Annotated in this window: 20 protein-coding genes; 10 read left to right on the plus strand and 10 right to left on the minus strand. The window is 58.5% G+C overall.

Annotated elements, in window-relative coordinates; translation table 11 throughout:
* Nucleotides 1-2: 2 nt before the first annotated feature.
* From AC6I8V_RS04450 to dbpA, 3 genes are all read right to left on the minus strand, one after another.
* The gene (locus tag AC6I8V_RS04450; protein WP_497844716.1) at nucleotides 3-1,577 is read right to left on the minus strand and encodes a methyl-accepting chemotaxis protein; all 1,575 of its coding nucleotides are present in this window, start codon (nucleotides 1,575-1,577) and stop codon (nucleotides 3-5) included.
* Nucleotides 1,578-2,045: 468 nt separating this feature from the next.
* The gene (locus AC6I8V_RS04455; RefSeq protein WP_497844717.1) at nucleotides 2,046-3,008 is read right to left on the minus strand and encodes a chemotaxis protein; all 963 of its coding nucleotides are present in this window, start codon (nucleotides 3,006-3,008) and stop codon (nucleotides 2,046-2,048) included.
* 133 nt (nucleotides 3,009-3,141) lie between these two features.
* Entirely contained in the window at nucleotides 3,142-4,521 is a 1,380-nt protein-coding gene (gene dbpA, locus AC6I8V_RS04460; protein ID WP_497844718.1) for an ATP-dependent RNA helicase DbpA, read from the minus strand.
* A 391-nt stretch (nucleotides 4,522-4,912) separates the two neighbouring features.
* Between dbpA and AC6I8V_RS04465 the strand changes: the two genes are divergently transcribed.
* Nucleotides 4,913-5,110, plus strand: coding sequence for a hypothetical protein (locus AC6I8V_RS04465; protein ID WP_497844719.1), 198 nt, complete (start codon nucleotides 4,913-4,915; stop codon nucleotides 5,108-5,110).
* A gap of 77 nt (nucleotides 5,111-5,187) precedes the next feature.
* Here the strand turns inward: AC6I8V_RS04465 and AC6I8V_RS04470 are convergent, their stop codons facing one another.
* Nucleotides 5,188-6,549, minus strand: coding sequence for an amidohydrolase family protein (locus AC6I8V_RS04470; protein WP_497844720.1), 1,362 nt, complete (start codon nucleotides 6,547-6,549; stop codon nucleotides 5,188-5,190).
* A gap of 89 nt (nucleotides 6,550-6,638) precedes the next feature.
* Nucleotides 6,639-7,499: a LysR substrate-binding domain-containing protein gene (locus tag AC6I8V_RS04475; protein WP_497844721.1), complete on the minus strand. Its 861-nt coding sequence runs from the start codon at nucleotides 7,497-7,499 to the stop codon at nucleotides 6,639-6,641.
* Nucleotides 7,500-7,586: 87 nt separating this feature from the next.
* Here AC6I8V_RS04475 and AC6I8V_RS04480 point away from each other — a divergent pair, with 87 nt between their 5' ends.
* The 5 genes from AC6I8V_RS04480 (at nucleotide 7,587) to yniD (ending at nucleotide 11,593) form a co-directional block, all read left to right on the plus strand.
* Entirely contained in the window at nucleotides 7,587-8,759 is a 1,173-nt protein-coding gene (locus AC6I8V_RS04480; protein WP_497844722.1) for a cyanate transporter, read from the plus strand.
* A 180-nt stretch (nucleotides 8,760-8,939) separates the two neighbouring features.
* Complete coding sequence (gene lldR / locus AC6I8V_RS04485) at nucleotides 8,940-9,725, plus strand: transcriptional regulator LldR (protein WP_497844723.1); 786 nt, start codon at nucleotides 8,940-8,942, stop codon at nucleotides 9,723-9,725.
* The gene (lldD, locus tag AC6I8V_RS04490; RefSeq protein WP_497844724.1) at nucleotides 9,725-10,915 is read left to right on the plus strand and encodes an FMN-dependent L-lactate dehydrogenase LldD; all 1,191 of its coding nucleotides are present in this window, start codon (nucleotides 9,725-9,727) and stop codon (nucleotides 10,913-10,915) included. Before lldR ends, lldD begins: the two co-directional genes overlap by 1 nt.
* A gap of 61 nt (nucleotides 10,916-10,976) precedes the next feature.
* Complete coding sequence (locus AC6I8V_RS04495; RefSeq protein WP_497844725.1) at nucleotides 10,977-11,405, plus strand: OsmC family protein; 429 nt, start codon at nucleotides 10,977-10,979, stop codon at nucleotides 11,403-11,405.
* An 80-nt stretch (nucleotides 11,406-11,485) separates the two neighbouring features.
* A complete protein-coding gene (gene yniD, locus AC6I8V_RS04500) occupies nucleotides 11,486-11,593 on the plus strand; it encodes a small membrane protein YniD (RefSeq protein ID WP_223300457.1) in 108 nt (35 codons plus the stop codon).
* 114 nt (nucleotides 11,594-11,707) lie between these two features.
* Here yniD and AC6I8V_RS04505 read toward each other — a convergent pair whose 3' ends face one another.
* Nucleotides 11,708-11,938: a hypothetical protein gene (locus AC6I8V_RS04505; RefSeq protein WP_497844726.1), complete on the minus strand. Its 231-nt coding sequence runs from the start codon at nucleotides 11,936-11,938 to the stop codon at nucleotides 11,708-11,710.
* Nucleotides 11,939-12,050: 112 nt separating this feature from the next.
* Nucleotides 12,051-12,224: a hypothetical protein gene (locus AC6I8V_RS04510; RefSeq protein WP_497845902.1), complete on the minus strand. Its 174-nt coding sequence runs from the start codon at nucleotides 12,222-12,224 to the stop codon at nucleotides 12,051-12,053.
* 212 nt (nucleotides 12,225-12,436) lie between these two features.
* Between AC6I8V_RS04510 and AC6I8V_RS04515 the strand changes: the two genes are divergently transcribed.
* A complete protein-coding gene (locus AC6I8V_RS04515; RefSeq protein ID WP_497844727.1) occupies nucleotides 12,437-12,604 on the plus strand; it encodes a hypothetical protein in 168 nt (55 codons plus the stop codon).
* A gap of 57 nt (nucleotides 12,605-12,661) precedes the next feature.
* Here AC6I8V_RS04515 and AC6I8V_RS04520 read toward each other — a convergent pair whose 3' ends face one another.
* Complete coding sequence (locus AC6I8V_RS04520) at nucleotides 12,662-13,312, minus strand: CPBP family intramembrane glutamic endopeptidase (protein ID WP_497844728.1); 651 nt, start codon at nucleotides 13,310-13,312, stop codon at nucleotides 12,662-12,664.
* 253 nt (nucleotides 13,313-13,565) lie between these two features.
* On the opposite strand from AC6I8V_RS04520, the gene AC6I8V_RS04525 reads away from it, so the two are divergent.
* Both AC6I8V_RS04525 and AC6I8V_RS04530 read left to right on the plus strand, forming a co-directional pair.
* Nucleotides 13,566-16,100, plus strand: coding sequence for a bifunctional diguanylate cyclase/phosphodiesterase (locus AC6I8V_RS04525; protein WP_497844729.1), 2,535 nt, complete (start codon nucleotides 13,566-13,568; stop codon nucleotides 16,098-16,100).
* Nucleotides 16,101-16,387: 287 nt separating this feature from the next.
* A complete protein-coding gene (locus AC6I8V_RS04530; RefSeq protein WP_497844730.1) occupies nucleotides 16,388-16,687 on the plus strand; it encodes an I78 family peptidase inhibitor in 300 nt (99 codons plus the stop codon).
* Between the two features lie 134 nt (nucleotides 16,688-16,821).
* On the opposite strand, the gene AC6I8V_RS04535 is transcribed toward AC6I8V_RS04530, so the two are convergent.
* On the minus strand, nucleotides 16,822-17,073 hold the full coding sequence (locus tag AC6I8V_RS04535) for a biofilm development regulator YmgB/AriR family protein (RefSeq protein WP_497844731.1): 252 nt from the start codon (nucleotides 17,071-17,073) through the stop codon (nucleotides 16,822-16,824).
* Between the two features lie 390 nt (nucleotides 17,074-17,463).
* Here AC6I8V_RS04535 and AC6I8V_RS04540 point away from each other — a divergent pair, with 390 nt between their 5' ends.
* Nucleotides 17,464-18,768 carry a multidrug efflux MFS transporter gene (locus AC6I8V_RS04540; protein ID WP_497844732.1) on the plus strand — a complete coding sequence of 435 codons (1,305 nt, stop codon included), beginning with the start codon at nucleotides 17,464-17,466 and terminating at the stop codon, nucleotides 18,766-18,768.
* Here AC6I8V_RS04540 and AC6I8V_RS04545 read toward each other — a convergent pair.
* A complete protein-coding gene (locus AC6I8V_RS04545) occupies nucleotides 18,707-21,787 on the minus strand; it encodes a beta-galactosidase (RefSeq protein WP_497844733.1) in 3,081 nt (1,026 codons plus the stop codon). The two genes, AC6I8V_RS04540 and AC6I8V_RS04545, sit on opposite strands and share 62 nt — an antisense overlap.
* Nucleotides 21,788-22,257 lie beyond the last annotated feature (470 nt).

The following is a 22,257-nucleotide window of genomic DNA, read 5'->3' on the forward strand; positions in this document are numbered from 1 at the left end:
ACTTACGCAGCATTGAACTCCATGCTGCGACCGGTTTTAAACACGCTCATCGACTGCGCCAGGCGCTCCGCCTGATCCTGCAACGCCTGCGAGGCCGCTGAGGCTTCCTGCACCAGCGCCGCGTTCTGCTGCGTCACCGCTTCCATCTGAGTAATCGCCAGATTGATTTCACTGATGCCGCTGCTCTGCTCGCTGCTGGCGATGGTGATTTCACTCATGATGTTCGCCACGCTTTTCACGCTATTCACCACCTCGCCGATGGTTGAACCGGCGTGCGACACCAGACGGCTGCCTTCATCCACTTTCGCCACGGAATCTTCAATCAGCACCTTGATCTCTTTCGCTGCCGAGGCTGAGCGCTGCGCCAGGTTACGCACTTCGCTGGCGACCACGGCAAAGCCGCGTCCCTGTTCACCGGCACGCGCCGCTTCCACCGCCGCATTGAGCGACAGAATGTTGGTCTGGAAGGCGATGGAGTCAATTACGCTGATGATATCGACAATCTTCTTCGAGGAGAGCGCAATGGCTTCCATCTTCTCAATCACCTGTTCCATCACTTCGCCGCCTTCTTTTGCCACGTCTGAGGTGGTCGCGACCAGCTTATTGGCTTCGCGCGCGTTGTCGGCGTTGTGTTTCACCGTGGAGGTCATCTGTTCCATGGCGGAAGCCGTTTCTTCCAGCGAGCTGGCCTGCTGTTCGGTACGGGAGGATAAATCGAGGTTGCCGCTGGAGATTTGATTGGAGGCGACGGCGATGGTATCGGAACCGGCACGCACATCAGAAACGATGGTCAGCAGGTTGTCATTCATGGCCTGTAAGGCGCCCATCAGCACGCCGGTTTCATCTTTGCTGCGGACTTCAATATGCGAGCTGAGATCACCTGCGGCGACTTTTCCGGCAATCTCCACCGCTTCATTCAGCGGGCGGACAATCGAACGTGTCAGTATAAAGCCGAGGATAATCGACGCCACAATCGCGATGGCGGAGAATACCAGCGTCACCATAATGGCGGTGGAGCCATCCGCGATGATGTTAATCCCTTCTTTCTGCAACTGTTCCGACTGTGAATTCGCGAAGGCGTTCGCGTTATCGAGATAGGTGTTCTGCGTGGGGGTGATCGATTGCAGGACAAAGCTGCTGGCCGCTTCGGCATTACCGGCGCGCACCAGCTCCACCAGCGCATTTTTCTGCTGCTCAAACTTATGGCTGGCTTCAAGCAGACCGGCGATCTTCTTCTTACCGACTTCTGTTACCTGAATCGCTTCGATTTTCTGCATCGCCGCGTTAGTGCGATCGGTGGCTTCAGCCAGCTGCTGATAGCGTTTGACGTTGTACTGCGGACGCGTGGTATCGATAACGATGCCGCGCAGATATTTGATCTGATCGTTAACGCCATCGCGCACGTCAAAAGCCAGCCGGACTTTCACATAGCGATCTTCAACGATCGAGCTGATGCCGTTTTTGATGTTGCTGATTTTGCTGATGGAGGTAATCCCCACAATCACCAGCAGCGCCACGACCAGGCCAAAGGCGATGCCCAGCCGGACACCGACCTTCATATTCTTAAAGCTCAACATAGGTTTCTCCCCGTAATGCCAAAAAGTGTTGCGTTCAGGACGGAAAAGCAGATGAGGTATCTGCATCAGGTTGATGTTTTTTCAGTAAAAAAATGCCTGCTCGCTCCGGCGGGACCAGCCTGACACCGCACGCGCAAGCGCTATGTGTTATCGGATGTTAAATTTTTTACTTTAATTTTTTAGAGGTATGTCACAAAGCTGCGCTAAAAACTTAAGGTTTTCTTGAGGGATGTTCTGGCGCGGTTGGCCGGTGCGCATTAATGCGCACCCTACGAAAAGGCATGTGCAGACACAGGAAAGCGAGCCCGGAGGGGCGGCATATATGCCGACCGAGCCGAGGCACGCACAGGAATTGATAAATACGCGGATTCGTAGGGTCGGCATATATGCCGACCAGGCCAAAGCAGGCACAGGATAGCGGGGTCGGCATTTATCCCGACCCCGGTCATTGCGGGCGCAAACTCGGTTTTATCGCTTCGCTTCTAGCACGCGATAAATCACATTCGACAATTCGTTGATCTCGAACTTCGCCACATACCCATCGGCACCCACTTTGCGTACGTGATCTTCGTTGGCGCTGCCGGAGAGCGAGGAGTGGATCACCACCGGGATATGGCGCAGCACGTCGTCGCGCTTAATGTTGCGCGTCAGAGTAAAGCCATCCATCTCCGGCATCTCAAGATCGGTCAGCACCAGCGCAATTTTGTCGTGGATCGACTCGCCGGCCGCCTGAGCTTCCTGCTGCATCTGGTTAATTTTCTGCCACGCTTCCAGCCCGGTATTGTGCATAAGCGCCGGGATGCCCATGCTTTGCAGACCCTGCTCCAGCAGCTGACGCGCCACTTTCGAGTCTTCCGCCACAATCGCCACCTGACCCGGCTTAAGATTGAAGCTTTTCACCGTCTCTTCACCCGGTTCAACGCCGCGGACCGACGGAATGATGTCATACAGAATCTGTTCCACATCCAGCACCAGCGCCAGATTGTTGCTCTCGCCGTCGCTATCGAGACAGGCGATGCTGGTGATATTACGGCTGCCGATACCCGCTTCGGCGGTATGCACCTGGTTCCAGTCGAGACGCACAATGTTCTCCACCGATTCCACCGCAAACGCCTGAGTGCTGCGCGCATATTCGGTGACCAGCAGCAGGTTAAGGCCGGTTTCCGGGGTACAGCCGGTTACCGCAGGCAGATCGATCACCGGGATAAACTGATCGCGGATACTGGCCATACCCAGCAGCGGTGACTGCATCCCGGCGGCGCGGGTGATGTTGGGCATAGGGACGATTTCACGCAATTTAAAGACGTTAATGCCGTACAGCTCAGATTTGCCTTTCCGTTGATCGGAGCCGAGGCGGAACAACAACAGTTCGAATTTGTTTGATAACGCCAGGTTGGCGCGTTCATCGATCTCTTTCTGGAAATTATCCATCCTGGCCTCGCTCAGGGCTACGTTAAGGGCATGGCGGCATCGCCGTGATGGAGTTATCGGCAGGGTGGTTAAAAAATAGAGAGCGGAAGGTGGAAATTTAGCGTGAGCGCGATCGCCCTCACGCTAAGCAGCGTTATTTCAGCAGAATGGCGCGCACGCTTTTGCCTTTGATCTTGCCTTCTTTCAGCTTGATCAACGCCGTTTTGGCCTGTGCCGCGGCAATCGCCACATAGGCATGGGTTGGGGTAAGTACGATCTTACCGATCTTGTCAGCGCTGAAACCGGCTTCACCGGTCAGGGCGCCGAGAATATCACCGGGGCGGATTTTGGCCTTACGACCGCCATCAATACATAGCGTCATCATCGCGGCCGGGAGCGGTTTGGCCGCGGTGCCTTTCAGCGTGCTGGCGGGCACCCAGTTGAGTGACTGTTGCAGGTAATCTTCCAGCGCATGGGCGCGCGCCATTTCGTCCGCCGCCACCAGGCTTACCGCCAGACCGGTTTCACCGGCGCGACCGGTACGACCAATGCGGTGCAGATGCACTTCCGGGTCCCACGCCAGCTGGAAGTTCACCACCATCGCCAGCGCTTTAATGTCCAGTCCGCGCGCCGCCACGTCGGTGGCGATCAGCACGCGGATGCTGCCGTTGGCAAAACGGATCAGCACGCGTTCACGATCACGCTGCTCCAGATCGCCATGCAGCGGCAGCGCGCTGATCTGGCGATCGTTGAGCGCGGCAGCAATGTCATCGCATTCGCGTTTGGTGTTGCAGAACACCACGCACGAGGCCGGTTGCTGCTGGCTGAGCAATGCGCTCAGCAGATTGATACGGTCGCTGGCGCTGGCTTCAATAAATTGCTGCTCAATGGCCGGTAATTCCACTTCGGTTTCGGTCGCCACCGCCAGCGCATCACGCTGATAGCGTTCGCTCAGGCTGGCGATGGTGGCAGGCCAGGTGGCGGAGAACAGCAGCGTCTGGCGTGATGCCGGGGTGAAGTCAAAGATCGCTTCCATATCGTCACGGAAACCCATCTCCAGCATCCGATCCGCCTCATCCAGCACCAGGGTTTGCAGCTGGCTGAGATCGAGGTTGTCGCGCTTCAGATGATCAAGAATACGGCCCGGCGTGCCGACCACGATATGCGGGGCGTGCACCAGCGAATCGCGCTGGGCGCTCATTGGCTGGCCGCCGCACAGCGTCAGGATCTTAATATTGCGCGTGAAACGGGCCAGCTGACGCAGCACATTGCTGACCTGGTCGGCCAGCTCGCGCGTCGGGCACAGCACCAGCGCCTGCGTGTGAAACTGGCTGTTATCGATCCGCTGCAACAAGCCGATACCAAAGGCGGCGGTTTTACCGCTGCCGGTTTTCGCCTGCGCACGCACGTCGCGCCCCTGCAAAATGGCGGGCAGGGCGGCGGCCTGGATTGGCGTCATGGCGTCAAAACCCATCTCGCGCAGGTTGTCGAGTTGGCTGGCGGGCAGTTGCGTCAGGGTAGAAAAAGCAGTCACGGAACGGTCTCTGATATCGGGCGGAGTTGCGGCGGCCAGTCTGGCAGAAAGGGCCTGTATCGGCAATGGTAAATCGCGTGCGGCGCTGCTGAGTGGTCACCGGTAGCAATCAATAAGCATTTGGTAATATTTGGTGTATTTTTCAACAACAACTGTCGCGAAATTCTAATGTTTTTTAGGATTTTTCCCGGTAAGGAAAAGCGCGCTCTGAACAGAAAGTTGAATCCGAATACGGAGATAGCTGCAAATTTACCGAAAGTTACTGCCTGTTTACTGATGATGCGCTTATGTGTGCAATCTGTTACAGGAAATTCCGATTAAAATCCGCCTTTACTTTGCTTTATATTTAGCGCGCCATTTGGCGATTATAACAACTTCAGAGGTCACTTCATTGAGTCATTACGTCCAGGGACAAAACGAAGACATTCTGAAAATCGTCGGCCGCGCCGTATTAACGCTGCATATCCATGGGGAGACGTTGTCATCTGACAAAGTCAGTTCCATGATTGCCTGTTACGCGGAAGAAGAGCCTGCCAGCGACGAAGAAAACCAGCGCCTGTATGCGCTGGCCATTCAGATGTTATCGTAACAATCCAGCATGGCGTCGGACGCAGTTGGTCGATGCCTTTACGTTCATAAAGCCTCCTTCCCGGAGGCTTTTATGTTTCAGGCGGCATACACCGCGACGCCGCGGCGGAAGGTCGCCCGCACCGGCGCTATGCGCGCCACCGCTTCGGCGGAGCAGCTGGCCTGTACCAGCATCATGCTGGCCTCATCCTGCACCTGAGGCCACTGGCGAACGCCCAGACTGGACAACGGCAGGATGCCGCCGGTGGCGATATGCAACGCGCGACTCAGGCCAAACTCGTCGGAACCGCGATACAGCTGAGCATAGAGATTGGCTTTCTCCAGCATACTGCCGCTGCCAAAAGGCGACCAGTGATCGATCACGCTGTCGGTGCCGGTCATCACCCGGATCCCCGCCGCCTGCAACTGCGGCAGCGGCATGATCAGTTTGCCGATCGGAAGGGTGGAAGCCACGCTCATCTGCTGCTCGGCCATGGCGGCGATCATCTGATCCAGCGCCTTGCCCTCCAGCGTGCCGAGCGCAAAGCCGTGGCTGAGCGTCACCTTGCCTTTTAGCGTCGGGTTGCGGGCAATGGTGTCCACCATGTACTGGATTGCCGCGACACCGGCCGGGGAGGTTTCATGCAGATGAATATCGACGCCGCGCTGGTAGTCGAGGGCGATCTGGAACATGGCATCCAGCGAAGCCTGCATCGCGCCGTCCACATTGGTCGGGTCCAGCCCGCCGACGTACTGCACTCCCAGCGCCATCGCTTCGCGCATCAGGCTATCCACCTGCGAATGCAGCAGGCCGTGCTGCGGGAAGGCAACAATTTCACAGTCAAAATCGGGATGATTCGCCAGCGCCAGCTTCAGGTGTTCGAGGCTTTGCAGGCCGCTGACCGGATCGATATTGCAGTGGCTGCGCGCTTCGGTGCTGCCTTTGCTCTGCAACAGGCCGATCAGGGCTTCAGCGCGCGCCTGCGAGGTTGGCAGCAGCTGCGGGATCAGCACCTGCTCGCGGGCGATCATATCCATAATGGTTTTCCCCTGGCGTGGACGCGGCGCCTGCCACGGGCCGCCATAGAAGGTTTTGTCCAGGTGGATATGCATATCACGGGTGCGCGGCAGCAGCAGCAGACCCTGCGCATCCCAGCCGGGCAGGGCGCTGTTGCGTGCGCTGCCTGCGGCGTCGATAGCGGTAAATCTGCCTGCGTTGATGGTGATGTCGTACAGCGCGGTGCGGGTGGCGATCACCTCGGCGCCGTCGCGTTCAAACCCCTCCTCCAACCGCACATTCAGCAGCTGGTAGTGGCTGGCGCGCGGCAGGGGCGGGCGCTGTGGCTGGCTGGCGATCGGCTGGCTGGCGTGGCTGATACCGGCAGCCAGCAGGCTACCGGCGGCGGTCCAGCGCACGCCCTGGCTGAGGAAATCACGACGGCTGGGGGAAGAGAGTGGCATCAGAGGCTCCAGACAAATGGGAAAAACCTAATCTGGCAAAACCCCGCGCGCTGCGCTGCGATATTTGCCACTGGCTGGCAGTGGAAAAATCACTGCCTTTTCAGCTGGCAAAAATCGACCAGCGCGGCCGCTAACGCCTGTTGCAGATCGTCCTGCGGCTGGCGGCAGAACAGCGCCAGCTCAAAATGGCTGATAACCGGCAATCCCTCGGCTTCACCTAATACGCGATGGCCGGGCTGACAACAGCTGGCGGGCAGCAACGTCAGCCCAAGGCCCGCCGCGCTGGCGCTGGCTAACGCCACCAGACTGGCGCTGCTGTAGCTGATGCGCCAGCTGCGGCCGAGGTTATCCAGCGTTTGACACATCTCCTCGCGATACAGTCCGAGCTGGGGAAATACCACCAGCGGCACCGGAGTTTGTTCGAAGCAGGGATGTTCCGCGCTGTCGAGCCACAGCAGCGGCTCCGGCCGCGCCGCCAGCGGACGTTCACCGCCCGGCTGCTTAATCAGCATGATGTCCAGTTCTTCGCGCTGCCAGGCGCGGTGCAGATCGACATACATGCCGCTCATCACATCCAGTCGCAGTTGCGGATGCTGGCGGCTAAACTCAGCCAGCAGGCTGGCGGTGGGCGCGGCGAAATCTTCCGGTACGCCGAGGCGCAGAATGCCGTCGCGCCATTTGTCGCTCAGCACGTCATGCGCTTCGCCGTTCAGCGCAATAATGCGGCGCGCGTAGCCGAGCAGTTTTTCCCCCTCCTCGGTGAGGGCGACCTGATGCGAGGTCCGTTCCAGCAACGCTTTGCCCACCATCTCTTCCAGCCGACGCACCTGCTGGCTGACGGTGGATTGTGATAAATGCACCCGGTCGGCGGCGCGGGTAAAGCTGGCGGTTTCGCACACCGCCACGAAGCTCAGTAGCTGCTGCGGGGTAAACATCGGCTGACGATTCATTTTTTCACTGATCGCTATGGTGTTATTTCATTTCCAAATAGTAACGGCCGCTGTCATCCTGACAACCTTTTCCCGACAGGATTGTGTATGACCCGACATTCCAACGGACTGACGCTCGCCGCCCTGGTGCTGGCCGGGCTGAATATGCGTCCGTTACTGACCTCCGTCAGCCCGCTGCTCGGCCAGCTGCGTCAGACCATTGGCTTATCACCGCTGGCGGCCTCGTTGCTGCCCGCCGTGCCCATGGTGATGATGGGCGCGGTGGCGCTGCTCAGCGCGCCGCTGATGCAACGTTTGCCGCTGCGCCGCCTGCTGCTGGCGGGTTTAACCTTGCTGCTGCTGGCGCTGGCGGCGCGTGGCCTGATCCACGACGGTCGTTTGCTGGTGCTGAGCGCGCTGTGCGGTGGCCTGGGCATTGGCGTGGTGCAGATGGCGATGCCGGGGCTGATTCGTCAGCGCTTCACCCGGCAAAGCGCGCCGGTGACCGGTTTGTGGGCGGGCGCGCTGATGGGCGGCGGCGGTTTAGGGGCGGCGATTTCGCCGTGGCTCAGTGCGCAGTTTGGCTGGTCGCTGGCGCTCACCGGCTGGGCATTGCCGGTGCTGCTGGCGATCCTTTGCTGGCTGTGGGTACGCGTTCCTCCGGCCGCGCAGGCGCAGCATATCGCGCTGCCGTCGCTGTGGCGGCGGCAGCGGGCGTGGACGCTGGCGCTGAGCTTTGGTCTGGTGAATGGCGGTTACGCCACCTGCGTTGCCTGGCTGCCGGATGCCTATCATCAGCTGGGATGGTCAGCTCAGGCTGGCGGGTCGCTGCTTGGCGTGATGATTGCCTTTCAGGTGGCGGGCGCGCTGCTGATGCCACTGCTGGCGCGTGGCGCCGATCGTCGTCCACAGCTGATTATCAGCCTGGTGTGCCAGCTGGCGGGTATGAGCGGATTTCTGTTTGCGCCGCTGCTGGCTCCCTGGCTGTGGGCGGCGATTGCGGGTTTTGGTCTGGGCGCGGCCTTTCCGCTGGCGATGGTGCTGGCGCTGGATCATCTGCCGCACCCACAAGCCGGGGCGCGGCTGGTGGCTTTTATGCAGGGCGTGGGGTTTATCATCGCGGGCAGTATGCCGTTTATTGCCGGTCAGCTGCATGTTTTCACCCACAGCTTCAGCAGCGTATGGCTGATGCAGGGCACGGTCACTCTCGGACTGATCCTGCTGAACTGGCGCTTCCATCCCCACAGTTACCGTCGGGCTTTTGGTCAACCGGAAGCCTGATTGGTCCTACCAAAGTGGCCAGGTATTACGGTGGCGTCACATAACGCGAAAAAGTCACCCTGATAACGTTGCTTCGGTTTAACAATGCATTAACCATGTGACACATCAGCTCGGCAGCGCTGAATTTTGGTCAGACCAATTCGTGATGCTACCGACTTATGTCTTAACCTGGATATTGCCATGATCGAAAACACGCCGCGCTTAGCGGATACGCTGCGGGTGCGGCTATGCGCCTGGATTGATGAGCACCAGCTGCAACCGGGGATGCGTCTGCCTGCCGAGCGTCAGCTGGCCGCCACCCTCGGCGTCTCGCGCTCGTCATTGCGCGAGGCGATTCAGCAACTTATCAGCAGCGGCCTGTTAATCAGCCGACGCGGCGGCGGCACCTGGCTGCGTCAGCCACAGGCGCCGTGGTCAGAACAGCGTATTGTCGAACCGATTCGCCAGCTGCTGGCTGACGATCCCGATTATCGTTATGACATTCTTGAAGCGCGCCATGCCATTGAGGCCAGCACCGCATGGTATGCGGCGTTACGCGCCACCGAGGCGGATAAAGAGAAGCTGCAATACGCCTTCGACGCCACCCTGAAACTCAAGGAGAGCGACGATCCCGATCTTGCCGCGCAGGCGGATGTGCGCTTTCACCTCGCCATTGCCGAAGCCTCGCACAACGTGGTGCTGTTGCAGACCATGCGCGGCTTTTTCGATCTGCTGCAATCCTCGGTGATGCAAAGCCGCCAGCGGATGTACATCCAACCGGCGATTTTCGACCGCCTGACCGGGCAACATCTGGCGTTGCTGAACGCCATTCTGGCAGGGAACGCGGAAGCGGCACGTCTCGCGGCGATGGACCACCTCGGCTTCGTCCACACCACGCTAAAAACCCTGCATGAAGATGAAGCGCGACAGGCGCGGATTACCCGTCTGCCGGGCCATAACCTGGATAAACGCAAGGAAAAACCCTGATGATCATTTCTGCTGCCAGTGACTACCGCGCCGCGGCGCAACGTATTTTGCCGCCGTTCCTGTTCCATTATCTCGACGGCGGCGCCTACGCGGAACATACGCTGCGACGTAACGTGTCGGATCTGTCCGATGTGGCGCTGCGCCAGCGCGTGCTGAAGAACATGTCCGATCTCAGCCTTGAAACCAGACTGTTCAACGAAACCCTGTCGATGCCGGTGGCGTTAGCGCCGGTTGGCCTGTGCGGCATGTATGCCCGCCGGGGCGAGGTGCAGGCTGCCCGCGCCGCTGCGCTCAAAGGCATCCCCTTTACCCTGTCGACCGTATCGGTGTGCCCGATTGAAGAAGTGGCTCCGGCGATTAATCGCCCGATGTGGTTCCAGCTGTATGTGCTGCGTGACCGGGGTTTTATGCGCAATGCGCTGGAACGCGCCAAAGCGGCGGGTTGCTCGACGCTGGTGTTTACCGTGGATATGCCGACGCCGGGCGCACGCTATCGTGATGCGCACTCCGGTATGAGCGGCCCAAATGCGCCGCTGCGCCGTTACTGGCAGTCGGTCACGCATCCGCAGTGGGCGTGGGATGTGGGCCTGCATGGCCGTCCGCACGATCTTGGCAATATCTCAACCTATCTCGGCAAACCTACCGGGCTGGAAGATTACATCGGCTGGCTGGCGAAAAACTTTGACCCGTCGATCTCGTGGCAGGATCTGGAGTGGATCCGTGAGTTCTGGGATGGCCCGATGGTGATCAAAGGGATTCTCGATGCTGAAGATGCGCGCGATGCGGTGCGCTTTGGCGCGGACGGCATTGTGGTGTCGAACCACGGCGGTCGTCAGCTGGATGGCGTGCTATCGTCGGCGCGAGCGCTCCCGGCGATCGCCGATGCGGTGAAGGGCGATATCACCATTCTGGCCGACAGCGGCATCCGCAACGGACTGGATGTGGTGCGCATGATTGCGCTGGGCGCTGACAGCGTGCTGCTGGGACGGGCTTTTATCTATGCACTGGCCACCCACGGCCAGCGCGGCGTGGAAAATTTGCTCACCCTGATCGAGAAAGAGATGAAGGTGGCGATGACGCTGACCGGGGCGAAAACCATCGCGGATATCACGCGTGATTCGCTGGTGCAGGCCAATGCGCTGCTGTCCGAAGCCGGACTGGCCCCGGCCCGCCCGCGTGCCGTGAGCTGATCCGGCAGAGTGAGTGGCGTTGTCTATACTTACTCCCTGTCTGTCTAACCGGAGGAACGCTATGACCATTCACAAGAAAGGATCGGCCCATTGGGAAGGTGATATCAAAGGGAAAGGAACGGTAAGTACCGAAAGCGGCGTGCTGAACCAGCAACCTTATGGCTTCAACACCCGCTTTGAAGGGCAGAAGGGGACCAACCCGGAAGAGTTGATCGGCGCCGCACATGCGGCCTGTTTTTCCATGGCGTTGTCGCTGATGCTGGGCCAGGCCGGCCATCCGCCGAAAAGTATCGATACCACCGCGGATGTATCGCTGGACAAGCAAGGCGAAGGGTTTGCCATCACCAAAATTGCACTCACCAGCAGCATCTCGCTGCCGGGCATCGATAAAGACACCTTCGATGAAATTATTCTGAAAGCCAAAGCCGGATGTCCGGTTTCTCAGGTGCTGAATGCCGAGATCACTCTCGACTACACGCTGAATAATTGATCGCCTCAACGGCGTACCAGAGCTAAAATCGACGATGCGCCAGTTGGCGCATCGTTGCTTTCGGCCGTCTGGGAGGATGCGTGGCAAAATATCTGGCTGCAAAAAAACACTGGAAAATGGTTTTGGTGCTGCTGTGTATCTGTGGAGCGTTGCTGCTGATTCGCTGGGCAGCAATGATTTGGGCGTGAAGGCGTGGATCAGTCGCCACAAGCTGGGCGTGCTGCTGATGGTGATTCTGGTGCTGGAGGTGGTGCACTATCTGCTCACCGCCACCTGGCTGCCGTGGCAGCAGGTCTGACGATTCAGGCGTATTCGCTGTCTGGTCGGGCGACGCGCACGTTGCTGCGCGCAATGCGATAGGCTTTGCGTGGGTCACCAACAACAAACTCAAAGGTTGGCGAGTAGTAAAACGGCAGCCAGCCGCCATAACCACTCTCCCACTCCCAGCGCACCGGGCAGGGCCAGAGAATGCCATCATACAAAATGTAATAAACCCAGCGTCCGTTCGGACGACGGGGGCGAGTTGTTTTCATGGGATTCACAACGGTAATAGTGTAAAGCAGCTTATATTTTGGACGTTAAGCGGCGCGCTTGCAATGGCGTCTGGCGATTTTTTGCGCAGTCGACTTATCTGCTGGCAGCAAATCAACGGTGAACTTCACCGCAAATCAGCACCACTTTTGGCCGTACTTTATGAATGCGCGCCGCCATTTGCTCACAAACCACTTTGGTTGGATAGATCTGTTCCGATACCGGCAATGCATCACAGGCATCATGTCCGCACGCGCTCACTAACAATACAAATCCAATCAGCATCATCTGGCTCCTGATTCACATTTTCGGTGGTACGGAAAGTGTGGCTGTTTGTTCCTTTTTTACGATCCAGTATAGCTAAACGCAGCGGGAGCGGGTTATCACCCTGAGCGGCTTTTTTTTGCCCGAATACAACGATTATACCCATGCTGTGACCCAACAGCAGAGCAATCTGAGCTAAACTGTGCGGCCCTGAAAAAATGATGAGTGAATAAATTATGTCGACTGAAATTGCCCATCCGGCCAGCAGCCCAAAACAAGCCGCCCTGCAACTGGTGATTGAACTGGTGCGCGCGGGAAAACTCAGCCCGCTGCACGGCGATGCTTCTAATATGATTTCTATCTACGAACAGTTCAAAAGCCACTTCGAAGCGGAAAAAGAGTAACCTCAGGGGCGCAGGGTCGGCATCAATGTCGGCCGTAGCCTGGTGATGCGCTGCGATTTATTGCGCGTAATACCACACCGGTAAAATCGCAATCAGGTTATTCAGCGTATGCAGAAACACCGGTAGCGCCAGGCTATTGCTGCGCAGGCGCGCATAGCAGAGCAGCAGTGAGAACAGCGTCAGCGCGGCGATGGTTTCCCAGTGCACATATTGGGTATGCATCGCGGCGAACAGCAGCGAGGTCAGCAACATGCAGGCGAAGCGGCTTTTCGGCGCCCACAGCAGAAATCCCTGCAACAGAAATCCCCGAAACAACACCTCTTCAAACACCGGTGCCAGCAGCACCGCCGTCAGCAGCAGGATCAGCATCGAGCTGCGTCCCTGCTGGGTTTGCGCCACCAGCCAGCCTTCCGGTTGCAGAAACTGCGTTTGTGCCGCCATCAGAATAAACAGCGCGCCGATAAACAGCAGCGTCTGACCAGGGCGCAGATAACCGAGCGGAATATCAGTACGCCGCTGGCAGTAGAAACGGTAGAGCGGGTAGATCACCGCGAATTCGAACAGGCAGAGCACCGGTACCAGCAAACCATCGTTACGCAGCACGCCGTAGTTGGGAAACAGCGTAATCAGCATGGTAACGAGGTAATAGACCACAAAGCTGCCAACGTAGAACAGCGTTAACGTAACTTTGTCGGATTGGGTATCCATAGGCGACTCAGCGAGCAGAGGAATCCGCATAGTAGCAATGGCGATTATCGCTGTCGAGGCCGCGGCGCGCAGATTTCTGCTGCTCAAATATTCTGCCATTGGGCTAAATCTGCCGCTTACCGAGCCGATAACCGAAAAAACCATTACAGGGTGCAGCTGCATCATTAATCCGCGGCCTGTGCCCCCATTCCGTTGTCCGTTTTCGCGAGCATTGCGCATGAATTCTGAGTTACACCGTCATACCAGGGCCAACATGGAAGCACATACGGTACGGGTGACGCGTCGCAGCCTGCGTACGCTGACTGCCCTATTGTTTGGTGTACTGATGCTCTCAATGCTGATGGTGCTGATGATCGCCCATCATCAAAACAACGAATCGATCGTGCATGACGAGATGCTGATGCGCCAGGCATGGCGGGCAGAGCAGCAGGAGATGATGATCGACGTTCGCGACTATGCCTTCTGGGGGGATGGTTATAAGAACCTGCATCTGAAGGTCGATAAAGTCTGGGCGTATGACGAGGAGAACTTCGGGCCGGGGCTGTACAAAGAGTACCACTATGACGGGGTATTCGTGATCGATGGCAGCGGCAAGACGCGTTATGCGGTGGTTAACGGCGAGCTGGTGGATATTACGCTGGAAAGCTGGCTGGGGGCGCAAACCTCAGCGCTGCTGGCGACGGCGCGCAAGCTGTCGCACGATGCCATCGCGCGCAACGCGCTGGTCAATCATCAGCCCGCGCTGGTGGTTGCCGCACCCATTACCCCCGGCAAACTTCCCAACCTGCCGACGATTCCCGGCCCGCCATCGGTGATGGTGTTCGTCAATATCTTTACCCCATCCAAGCTCCAGACGCTGGGCAAAGCGCTGGATGTGCTTGAGCCGCGTGCGCCTCTCAATGCGGACGATGCGTTGAGTGAACCGCGCATGGTTGAACCGGTATTCGGCGGTGAACCGGTGGTGATCCGCTGGCAGGGCAAATATCCAGGCATGAGACTGATTTGGCTGCTGCTGCCGCTGCTATTGCTGACGGCGCTGGCGATTGCGCTGGTGACGCGCCGGGTGATCCGTCATGCGCTGTATAACGCGGTACTTTCCGATCGTCGCTTTGAGATGCTGGCCATCAGCCAGCGCGAACTGGCCAACAGCGAGGAGCGTTTTCGCGACCTGGCGGAAGCGGCGTCCGACTGGATTTGGGAAACCGACGATCAGGGCCGCCTGTGTTATCTCTCGGCGCGTTTTACCGAGGTCACTGGTCATGAGGTGAGGCGCTGGCTTGGGCGCCATCTCGACCATCTGCTCAGCCATCCCAGCCATTCGCTGGTGGCGTGGCTGATGCGCCAGCAGGAGGATGTGCAGCGTGTGCCGCTGCGCTGCCAGTTTATGTCGGCTGCGGGCGATCGTCGCATCGGGCAACTGATGGCGAAACCGATTCGTCGCAACGGGTTGCGTTCCGGCTTTCGCGGCACGGTTTCGGACATCACCACTGAAGTGGATGCGCAGGCGCGCATTCAGTTCCTGTCGCGCCACGACATGCTGACCGGGCTGGCAAACCGTATGCAGTTGCAGGAGTACCTCACGGCGCATCTGCTTCAGGCGACGGATGACGATCCGCTGATTGTCATCAGCCTCGATCTCGATCAGTTCAAACCGATCAACGACACCTGGGGCCATACGGTGGGGGATGCGGTGCTGAACCAGGTCTCGCAGCGTTTACAAAGCCTGATGGGGGCGCATGAACTGGCCGCGCGGCTGGGCGGTGACGAATTTATCTTAATCATGCGTGAAGCCTCGCGTGCCGGGGTGGAGTATCGCTGCCGTGCATTGCAGCGCGCGGTGCATCAGCCGGTGCTGAGCGGATCGCATCAGCTGAGTCTGACGGCCAGTATGGGCATCGTGTGCGCGCCGCAGGATGCCAGCCATCCGGAAGCGCTGCTGCGGCTGGCGGATATCGCCCTCGGACAGGCGCGGGCTGCCGGGCGCAATCAGTGGGTATGGTACTCCAATGAGATGGCGAGCCATTTGCAGTCGAAACGCGAGATGGTGCAGGCGATTGAAATCGCACTTAAAGACGAGGCGTTCAGCCTGCATTACCAGCCGCGCTATCAGTTGCAGACGGGGCAGCTGGCGGGCGCTGAAGCCTTGATTCGCTGGCAGGTGGCAGAGGATAAGTGGATCACCCCGGACCGCTTTATCCCGCTGGCGGAAGAGAACGGTTTGATTATGGCTATCAGCGATTGGGTGCTGATGCGCGCCTGTCTGGATGCGCGAGACTGGGGCGATCAGCGTTATGTCTCCGTCAATATTTCGCCGGTGGAGTTTCGCACCAGCGATCTGGTGCAGCGCGTGGCCTGTGCGCTGGAAGTCAGCGGTTTATCAGCCACCCGGCTGGAGCTGGAGATCACCGAAAACATCACCTTTGAGAACCCGGTACGCGCTCTGGAGATTATGCAGGGGCTGCGCGCGCTGGGGGTGCGTTTGACCGTCGATGATTTCGGCACCGGCTATGCGGCGCTGGGCTATCTGAAAACCTTCCCGTTTAACGGCCTGAAGATTGATCGTTCGTGGATGAAAGAGTTCCCCGAATCGCAGCAGGCGCAATCGGTGGTGGCGGGGATTGTGGCGCTGGCGCGCGCCTTCGCGTTAACCATCACCGCCGAAGGTATTGAGACCGAAGCGCAGTTGAACGAGCTGAAAGTGCTGTCGTGCGAAGAAGGGCAGGGCTACTTTCTTGGGCGGCCAATGCCGCTGGCGGCGTTCAAAGCGCTGCTGACTGAACAAGGATAAGTGTGCGGGCTTAACGGACTCTGACGGCCACCCAGGTCATCACAATCGCAAAGCCGATAAAAATTGCCAGTTCCATCATTATCACCTCAGAATAATCTTAGGTAATTATCACAACTGGCGGCGGCAAAAGCGGGGCAAATTGTGTGATTAATCCGAGAACTTGTGCAGGAAATCGCCGTTTGACGCGCTTTTTGTGCGACATATCTGATAGAAAAATTTTTGTATCGCAGGCACGCTTTGCTACTCTCGGGCACCCGGTTGTCTGAATTATCCAGGAGGAGAAAAACGTGAAACATTATGGAAAAGCGCTGCTGGTGATGGGACTTTTTGCCCTGACCGCCTGCCAGTCCGCGACCAAACCCGACACCCACGCCAGCACATCCCAGGACGCGGAAAACGATATGTGTGGCGCATCCCAGTACCAGAACTATGTCGGCCAGCCGTTATCGGCGCTGAGCGACAAGCGTTTTGACGTGCCGGTGCGCGCCATTCCATGGAATTCTGCGGTCACCATGGATTTCAATCTGCGTCGCATTAATTTTATGGCCGACCAGAGTGGCAAGATCAGCAAGGTCTACTGCGGATAACATCAAACAGACATGGCATTGTCATCGGGCTGTCACAGCGCCGGGCGAGGATAGCTGCGCATTAAGGAGATTTCCTCGTCACTCTCGAATATGCAATGCTCGTCTTGTTTCTTCCCGCTTCGGCGGGAATTTTTTTATTCTTTGGTGCGCGATTCCAGCAGTTGCGTCAGCAGATTGCGATAGCTTTGCAGCCGTTGCTCATCCCCTTCAAATTCCAGTTTGGCAATCACCCTGGCAATCACCGCTTTACTGGTGGCGGGCTGCCCGTCATCCATCAGCTCGCGCATAATGGCTGCCAGCAGGTCGCTCTCGTGCGGCGCATGCCATGCCGGGCTATTAAAATAATCGGTAATTGCCCGACTGGCGCTATTGGGATGCACTCTCATGGCTGACCTCCGCAGAGACAACGATGCCCGCCGCCGGTGACAGGCAACCGCGGGAAGATGTTAGGTTAAGCATCAAACTGCCCAGAACGGGCAGCGATCCGCCAGCGGCAGCTGGTGGTTTTTTAAACATAGATGCGTGATGAAAAAATGTCAGTAACCGGCCGTAATATTTTTTCACGTTTTGAGCCGTGCATAATGAGGGAAAGTGAATCCCACAATGTTTTTGCACATTAACCGGCTGTGAATCGTACTCTGCGTAATATTTGCTGTGCACAGAAGCTGGCTGCACAGCAAAAAACTGCGTTTTTATCCCTATGCCATGTTTTGCCGTCCAGCAATGTTATGGGATTGTTAGACTGAACCCTCATTTCATTTTTGATGTGCTCTCTCATGTTACGCTCCGTCGAACCCTGGAAAATCAACCTGATCTCGGTCTGGTTTGGGTGTTTTTTTACCGGACTGGCGATTAGCCAGATCATCCCGTTTCTGCCGCTGTATATCGAACATCTCGGCGTCAGCGGGGGGAACGCGCTGAGCCTGTGGTCGGGGCTGACCTTCAGTATCACCTTTGTCATTTCTGCGGCGGTCGCGCCGTTGTGGGGCAGCCTGGCGGATCGCAAAGGACGCAAGCTGATGCTGTTGCGTGCCTCCTTCGGTATGGGGGCGGTGATTCTGTTGCAGGCCTTTGTAACCCACGCCTGGCAACTGCTGCTGCTGCGTGCGCTGATGGGGCTGACTTCCGGTTATATTCCTAATGCCATGGCGCTGGTGGCGGCGCAGGTGCCGCGCGATCGCAGCGGCTGGGCGCTGAGCTGCGTGGCAACCGGTCAGATTGGCGGGGTGATCCTCGGGCCGATGATTGGCGGCCTGCTGGCGGACTGGCTCGGCCTGCGCCTGGTGTTTATCGTCACCGCGGCGCTGCTGCTGATCAGCTTTCTGGTGACGCTGTTCCTGATTAAAGAAACCGGCTACACCCCGGTCAGCAAACAGGACAAGCTGAGCGGCCGCGAGGTGTTTCGCAGCCTCGACAATCCGCGTCTGATGGTGTGCCTGTTTGTCACTACTATGGTGATCCAGATGTGCAACGGATCGGTAAACCCGATTCTGACGCTGTTTGTCCGCGAGCTGGCCCCTGACGCACAAAATATCGCCTTCCTCAGTGGATTTATCGCTGCGCTGCCGGGCATTTCGGCGCTGATTTCCGCGCCGCGTCTCGGCAAGCTGGGGGACCGCATCGGCACCCAGCGCATTCTGATCGCCACCATGATCACCTCGCTGGTGCTGCTCACCGCCATGTCGTTTGTTACCAGCGCCACCCAGCTCGGCGTGCTGCGTTTCCTGCTGGGTTTTGCCGATGGCGCGATGATGCCTGCGGTGCAAACGCTGCTGGTGCGCCATTCACGCGATAACGTTACCGGGCGGATCTTCGGTTATAACCAGTCGTTTATGTACCTGGGGAATGTGGCGGGTCCGATGCTCGGGGCCGCCGTTTCTGCGGCCGCCGGTTATCGTTGGGTGTTCTTCGCGACGGCGATGGTGGTGCTGATCAATGTGCTGCTGCTGCGCCGCTTCTATCGTCGCCCAAAAACCACGCTGACCCAGCCGGTGAGTCAGCGTGATGCGGAAGACCAGACTACTGACGCAACGTCAGCGCGTAATGCCAGCGCTGCCGGGAAAGCAAAAACTCCGGGCTGACGCTCGGACTCCAGGAATCATCACCGCCCACTCCCATGTGGAAGCCGTCGAGATGCAACCAGCAGCCCGCTTCCGGCCGCAACAGATGGCGATGCGAGCAGCTGCGCAGCTGCTCCAGGCTGTGCGGGCTGAGCGAAAAGGCAAAATCTCCGCTCACCTGCCAGCTGCCGGTATCGAGCTGACGGGTGCCGCCGCGTAAACCATTTTCCCCCGGAAACACGTAGTCGGTGCGCATCGCCGCCAGCGGCAGCTGCCAGCGCGAGAACTGCGCCGCCAGCTGGCGATCGGGATAGTTTTCATGCGGTCCCAGCCCCAGCCAGCTTACCTGTTGCGGGACGTGCGCCAGCTGACAGCGCAAGCCAATGCGCGCCGGAGGCGGCAGACCAGCCGCCTGCGTCACATCGCTTTCGATAGTCAGCTCGCCGTTGCCGCGAATCTGGTAGCGTTTGCGGCTGGTAAATATCAGCTCTCCGTTAAACAGCCACTGATGCAGCGTTTCAATCTGCACGCTGTGCTTCAGGCTATCGATCTCCATCTCAATCAGCTGCGGTTCCAGCTGGTCATACCCGGCGCGTTTCCAGCGCTCGACCCAGGCATGAGGATCGACGTTGGCGGCCTCGCTGGTGCCAATGTCGTTATCCAGCGGGGCGCGGATAAAGCAATCCTGCAACGGCGTCAGCAGCGTCTCCTCATCATTGACAAACCACTGCACCAGCTCGCCGCTGCGGCGGGAAAAATGCCAGCGCTGGGCAGGCAGGATCACCGCAACCAGATTGTGATTGGATTCAATCAGCGGCGCCGGTTCGCTGTTGGCCAGCGTGCGGGCGGGCAGGGCCGACGGCAGCGCCCATTGCTGCCAGGCGACGCGCGCATCGGCTTCTGACCAGGGCGTTGCCTGCACCTGATACACCGCCAGATTGAGCCAGCAATCGCCCTGCAAATCCGTCATCTCCGGCAGGGTGAAGGTCTGGCTGCCGCGTGGCGCAAGATCGAGGGGCAGTTCGCCCTGCGCGCGCGGCTGACCATCCTGCTCAATCGACCAGCGCAGCACTTCGTTGTCGCTATGGCGGAACAGATAGTCGCTACTGACGGTAAAACGGTAAGGATCGCGTTCGTCTGGCGCGAACTGGAAGAACTGCTGTGCACGCTGCGCTTCGAACAGCGCCGGATGCGGCGAGCGGTCGGCAAACACCAATCCGTTCATGCAAAACTGACGGTCATTCGGCGTGTCACCAAAATCACCGCCATACGCCTGCCACGGCTGGCCCTGCTCATCGTAGCGCGTCAGGCTCTGGTCAACCCAATCCCAGACGAAGCCGCCCTGCAAACGCGGGAACTGACGAAATGCCTGCCAGTATTTGGCGAAGCCGCCAAAGCTGTTGCCCATCGCGTGGGCGTATTCGCACAGAATCAGCGGACGGGTTTCGCCCGGCAGACCAATCCACTTTTTCAGCGACCATTTCGGCACCGCCGGGAAGGGCTGATCCTGATCGACGCGGGCATACATCGGGCAGACAATATCGGTGGCGGCGGTATTCGCGCCGCCCCCTTCATACTGCACCGGCCGTGTGGGATCGCTACTTTTCACCCACCGGTACAGCGCATCGTGGGTGCTGCCGTGGCCGGATTCATTGCCCAGCGACCAGATAATGATGCAGGGATGATTGCGGTCGCGCTGCACCATGCGCGTTACGCGTTCGCTCCAGGCCGCGAACCAGCGCGGATCGTCCGACAGGCGATTCATCGGCTGCATACCGTGGGTTTCGATATTCGCCTCATCAACCACATACAAACCGTATTCATCGCACAGGCGATACCACAGCGGATGGTTAGGATAATGGGCGCAGCGCACGGCGTTAAAGTTGTGGCGTTTCATCAGTTCGATATCGCGCCGCATACTGGCTTCATCCACCACCTGACCGTTTTCCGGGTGGTGTTCATGGCGGTTGACGCCGCGAATCAGCAGGGGCTGACCATTCAGACACAGCAGGCCGTTCTCAATCGCCACCCGACGGAAGCCGACATCATAGGCCTCCGCCTCCAGCAGATTGCCCTGTTCATCAAGCAGCGACACCACGGCGCGATAGAGATGCGGCGTTTCGGCGCTCCACAGCAGCGGCTGGCTGACTGGCAGCACCAGCAGGGCGCGCTCCGGGTAGTGACCGCGCTCATCAATAACGGCGCTGCCCGGTGCCTGCTGATGTTCGCCAATCAGCGTTGCGCCACGCCACAGACTGAGGCGCAACCGGCACTGGCTCAGGGGACGGGGGGCGGCATGGATCTTCACGCTGACGCGCAGGTCGCCACGGATATATTCCGGGCTAAGCGCGGTTTCAATCTGTACATCGGCCAGTTGCGTGCTGGGCTTATGCAGCAGGGAGACGTCGCGGAAAATACCGCTCATCCGCCACATATCCTGATCTTCCAGATAGCTGCCGTCGCTCCAGCGCAGCACCATTACCGCCAGCCGGTTATCGCCCGGTTGCAGTACCGCGCTGAGATCGAATTCGGCGGGCAGGCGGCTGTCCTGTGAATAGCCGATCCACTGGCCGTTGCACCATAGAAAGAAGGCTGAGTTGACGCCATCAAAAATGATGCGTGTCTGTCCCTGGCGCAGCCAGCTGTCGTCCACCCTGAATGTGAGCGAGTAACATCCGGTGGGGTTTTCTGCCGGAACGAACGGTGGATTGACCGGGATCGGGTATTGAACGTTGGTGTAGATCGGCGCGTCATAGCCATGCAGCTGCCAGTTTGCCGGTACGGCAAGGGTGGCCGCATCGGGCAGATCCTGCAACAGCCAGCCAGGCGGTACGGCTTCCGGCCGGTTGAAATAGCTGAAGGTCCATGCACCATTCAGACACTGGCGCGAAGGAGAGGGGCGATCGTCGCGCGCCGCCTGTTCATCGCGCCAGCTGGAAAACGGCGGGTGCGCATCCAGCCGGTTCAGACTGGTGATAACCGGGTTTTCCCAGTCACGACGCGCCAGAATATCACTGAGGGCAACAGCAGCAGATGTCATAAGGGTATCTCATTAATTGTAATGCGCTCACATTGCGTGAAATCGCGGCAACTGTAAAGCGCTGCGGTGCACTATCGGGCAGGATTTAAGCGCACACTCATTGCGCATCTGTTTGTTTTCTCCTGGTGTAGTGCCAGTTATTTGTTAAGCATGGTGAGCGGAGATGAATAGCGCCGGGATGCGGAGAATTCTGTATTGTCGGGCGCCGCGGCGGCTCATACACTCAGCCCGATTTTTCCATCCTGAGGTAATTATGGTCCGTATTATTAAACTCGCAGCCGTTGTGGCATTGGTGACCGCGCTGAGCGGTTGTATCTTCCCGCCTCCGGGTGGTGGTGGCGGTTGGGGTGGTCATGGTGGTGGCTGGGGCGGTCATGGTGGTGGTCCGGGTCATTGATTTATGGATCATGACGTAATTAGCGTCTGACGTTAATTAGTGCTTTACGCGCGAAACGTTTCACTCAAGTGTT

It is taken from the genome of Pantoea sp. X-Soil-TKNS-1207, assembly GCF_059730485.1.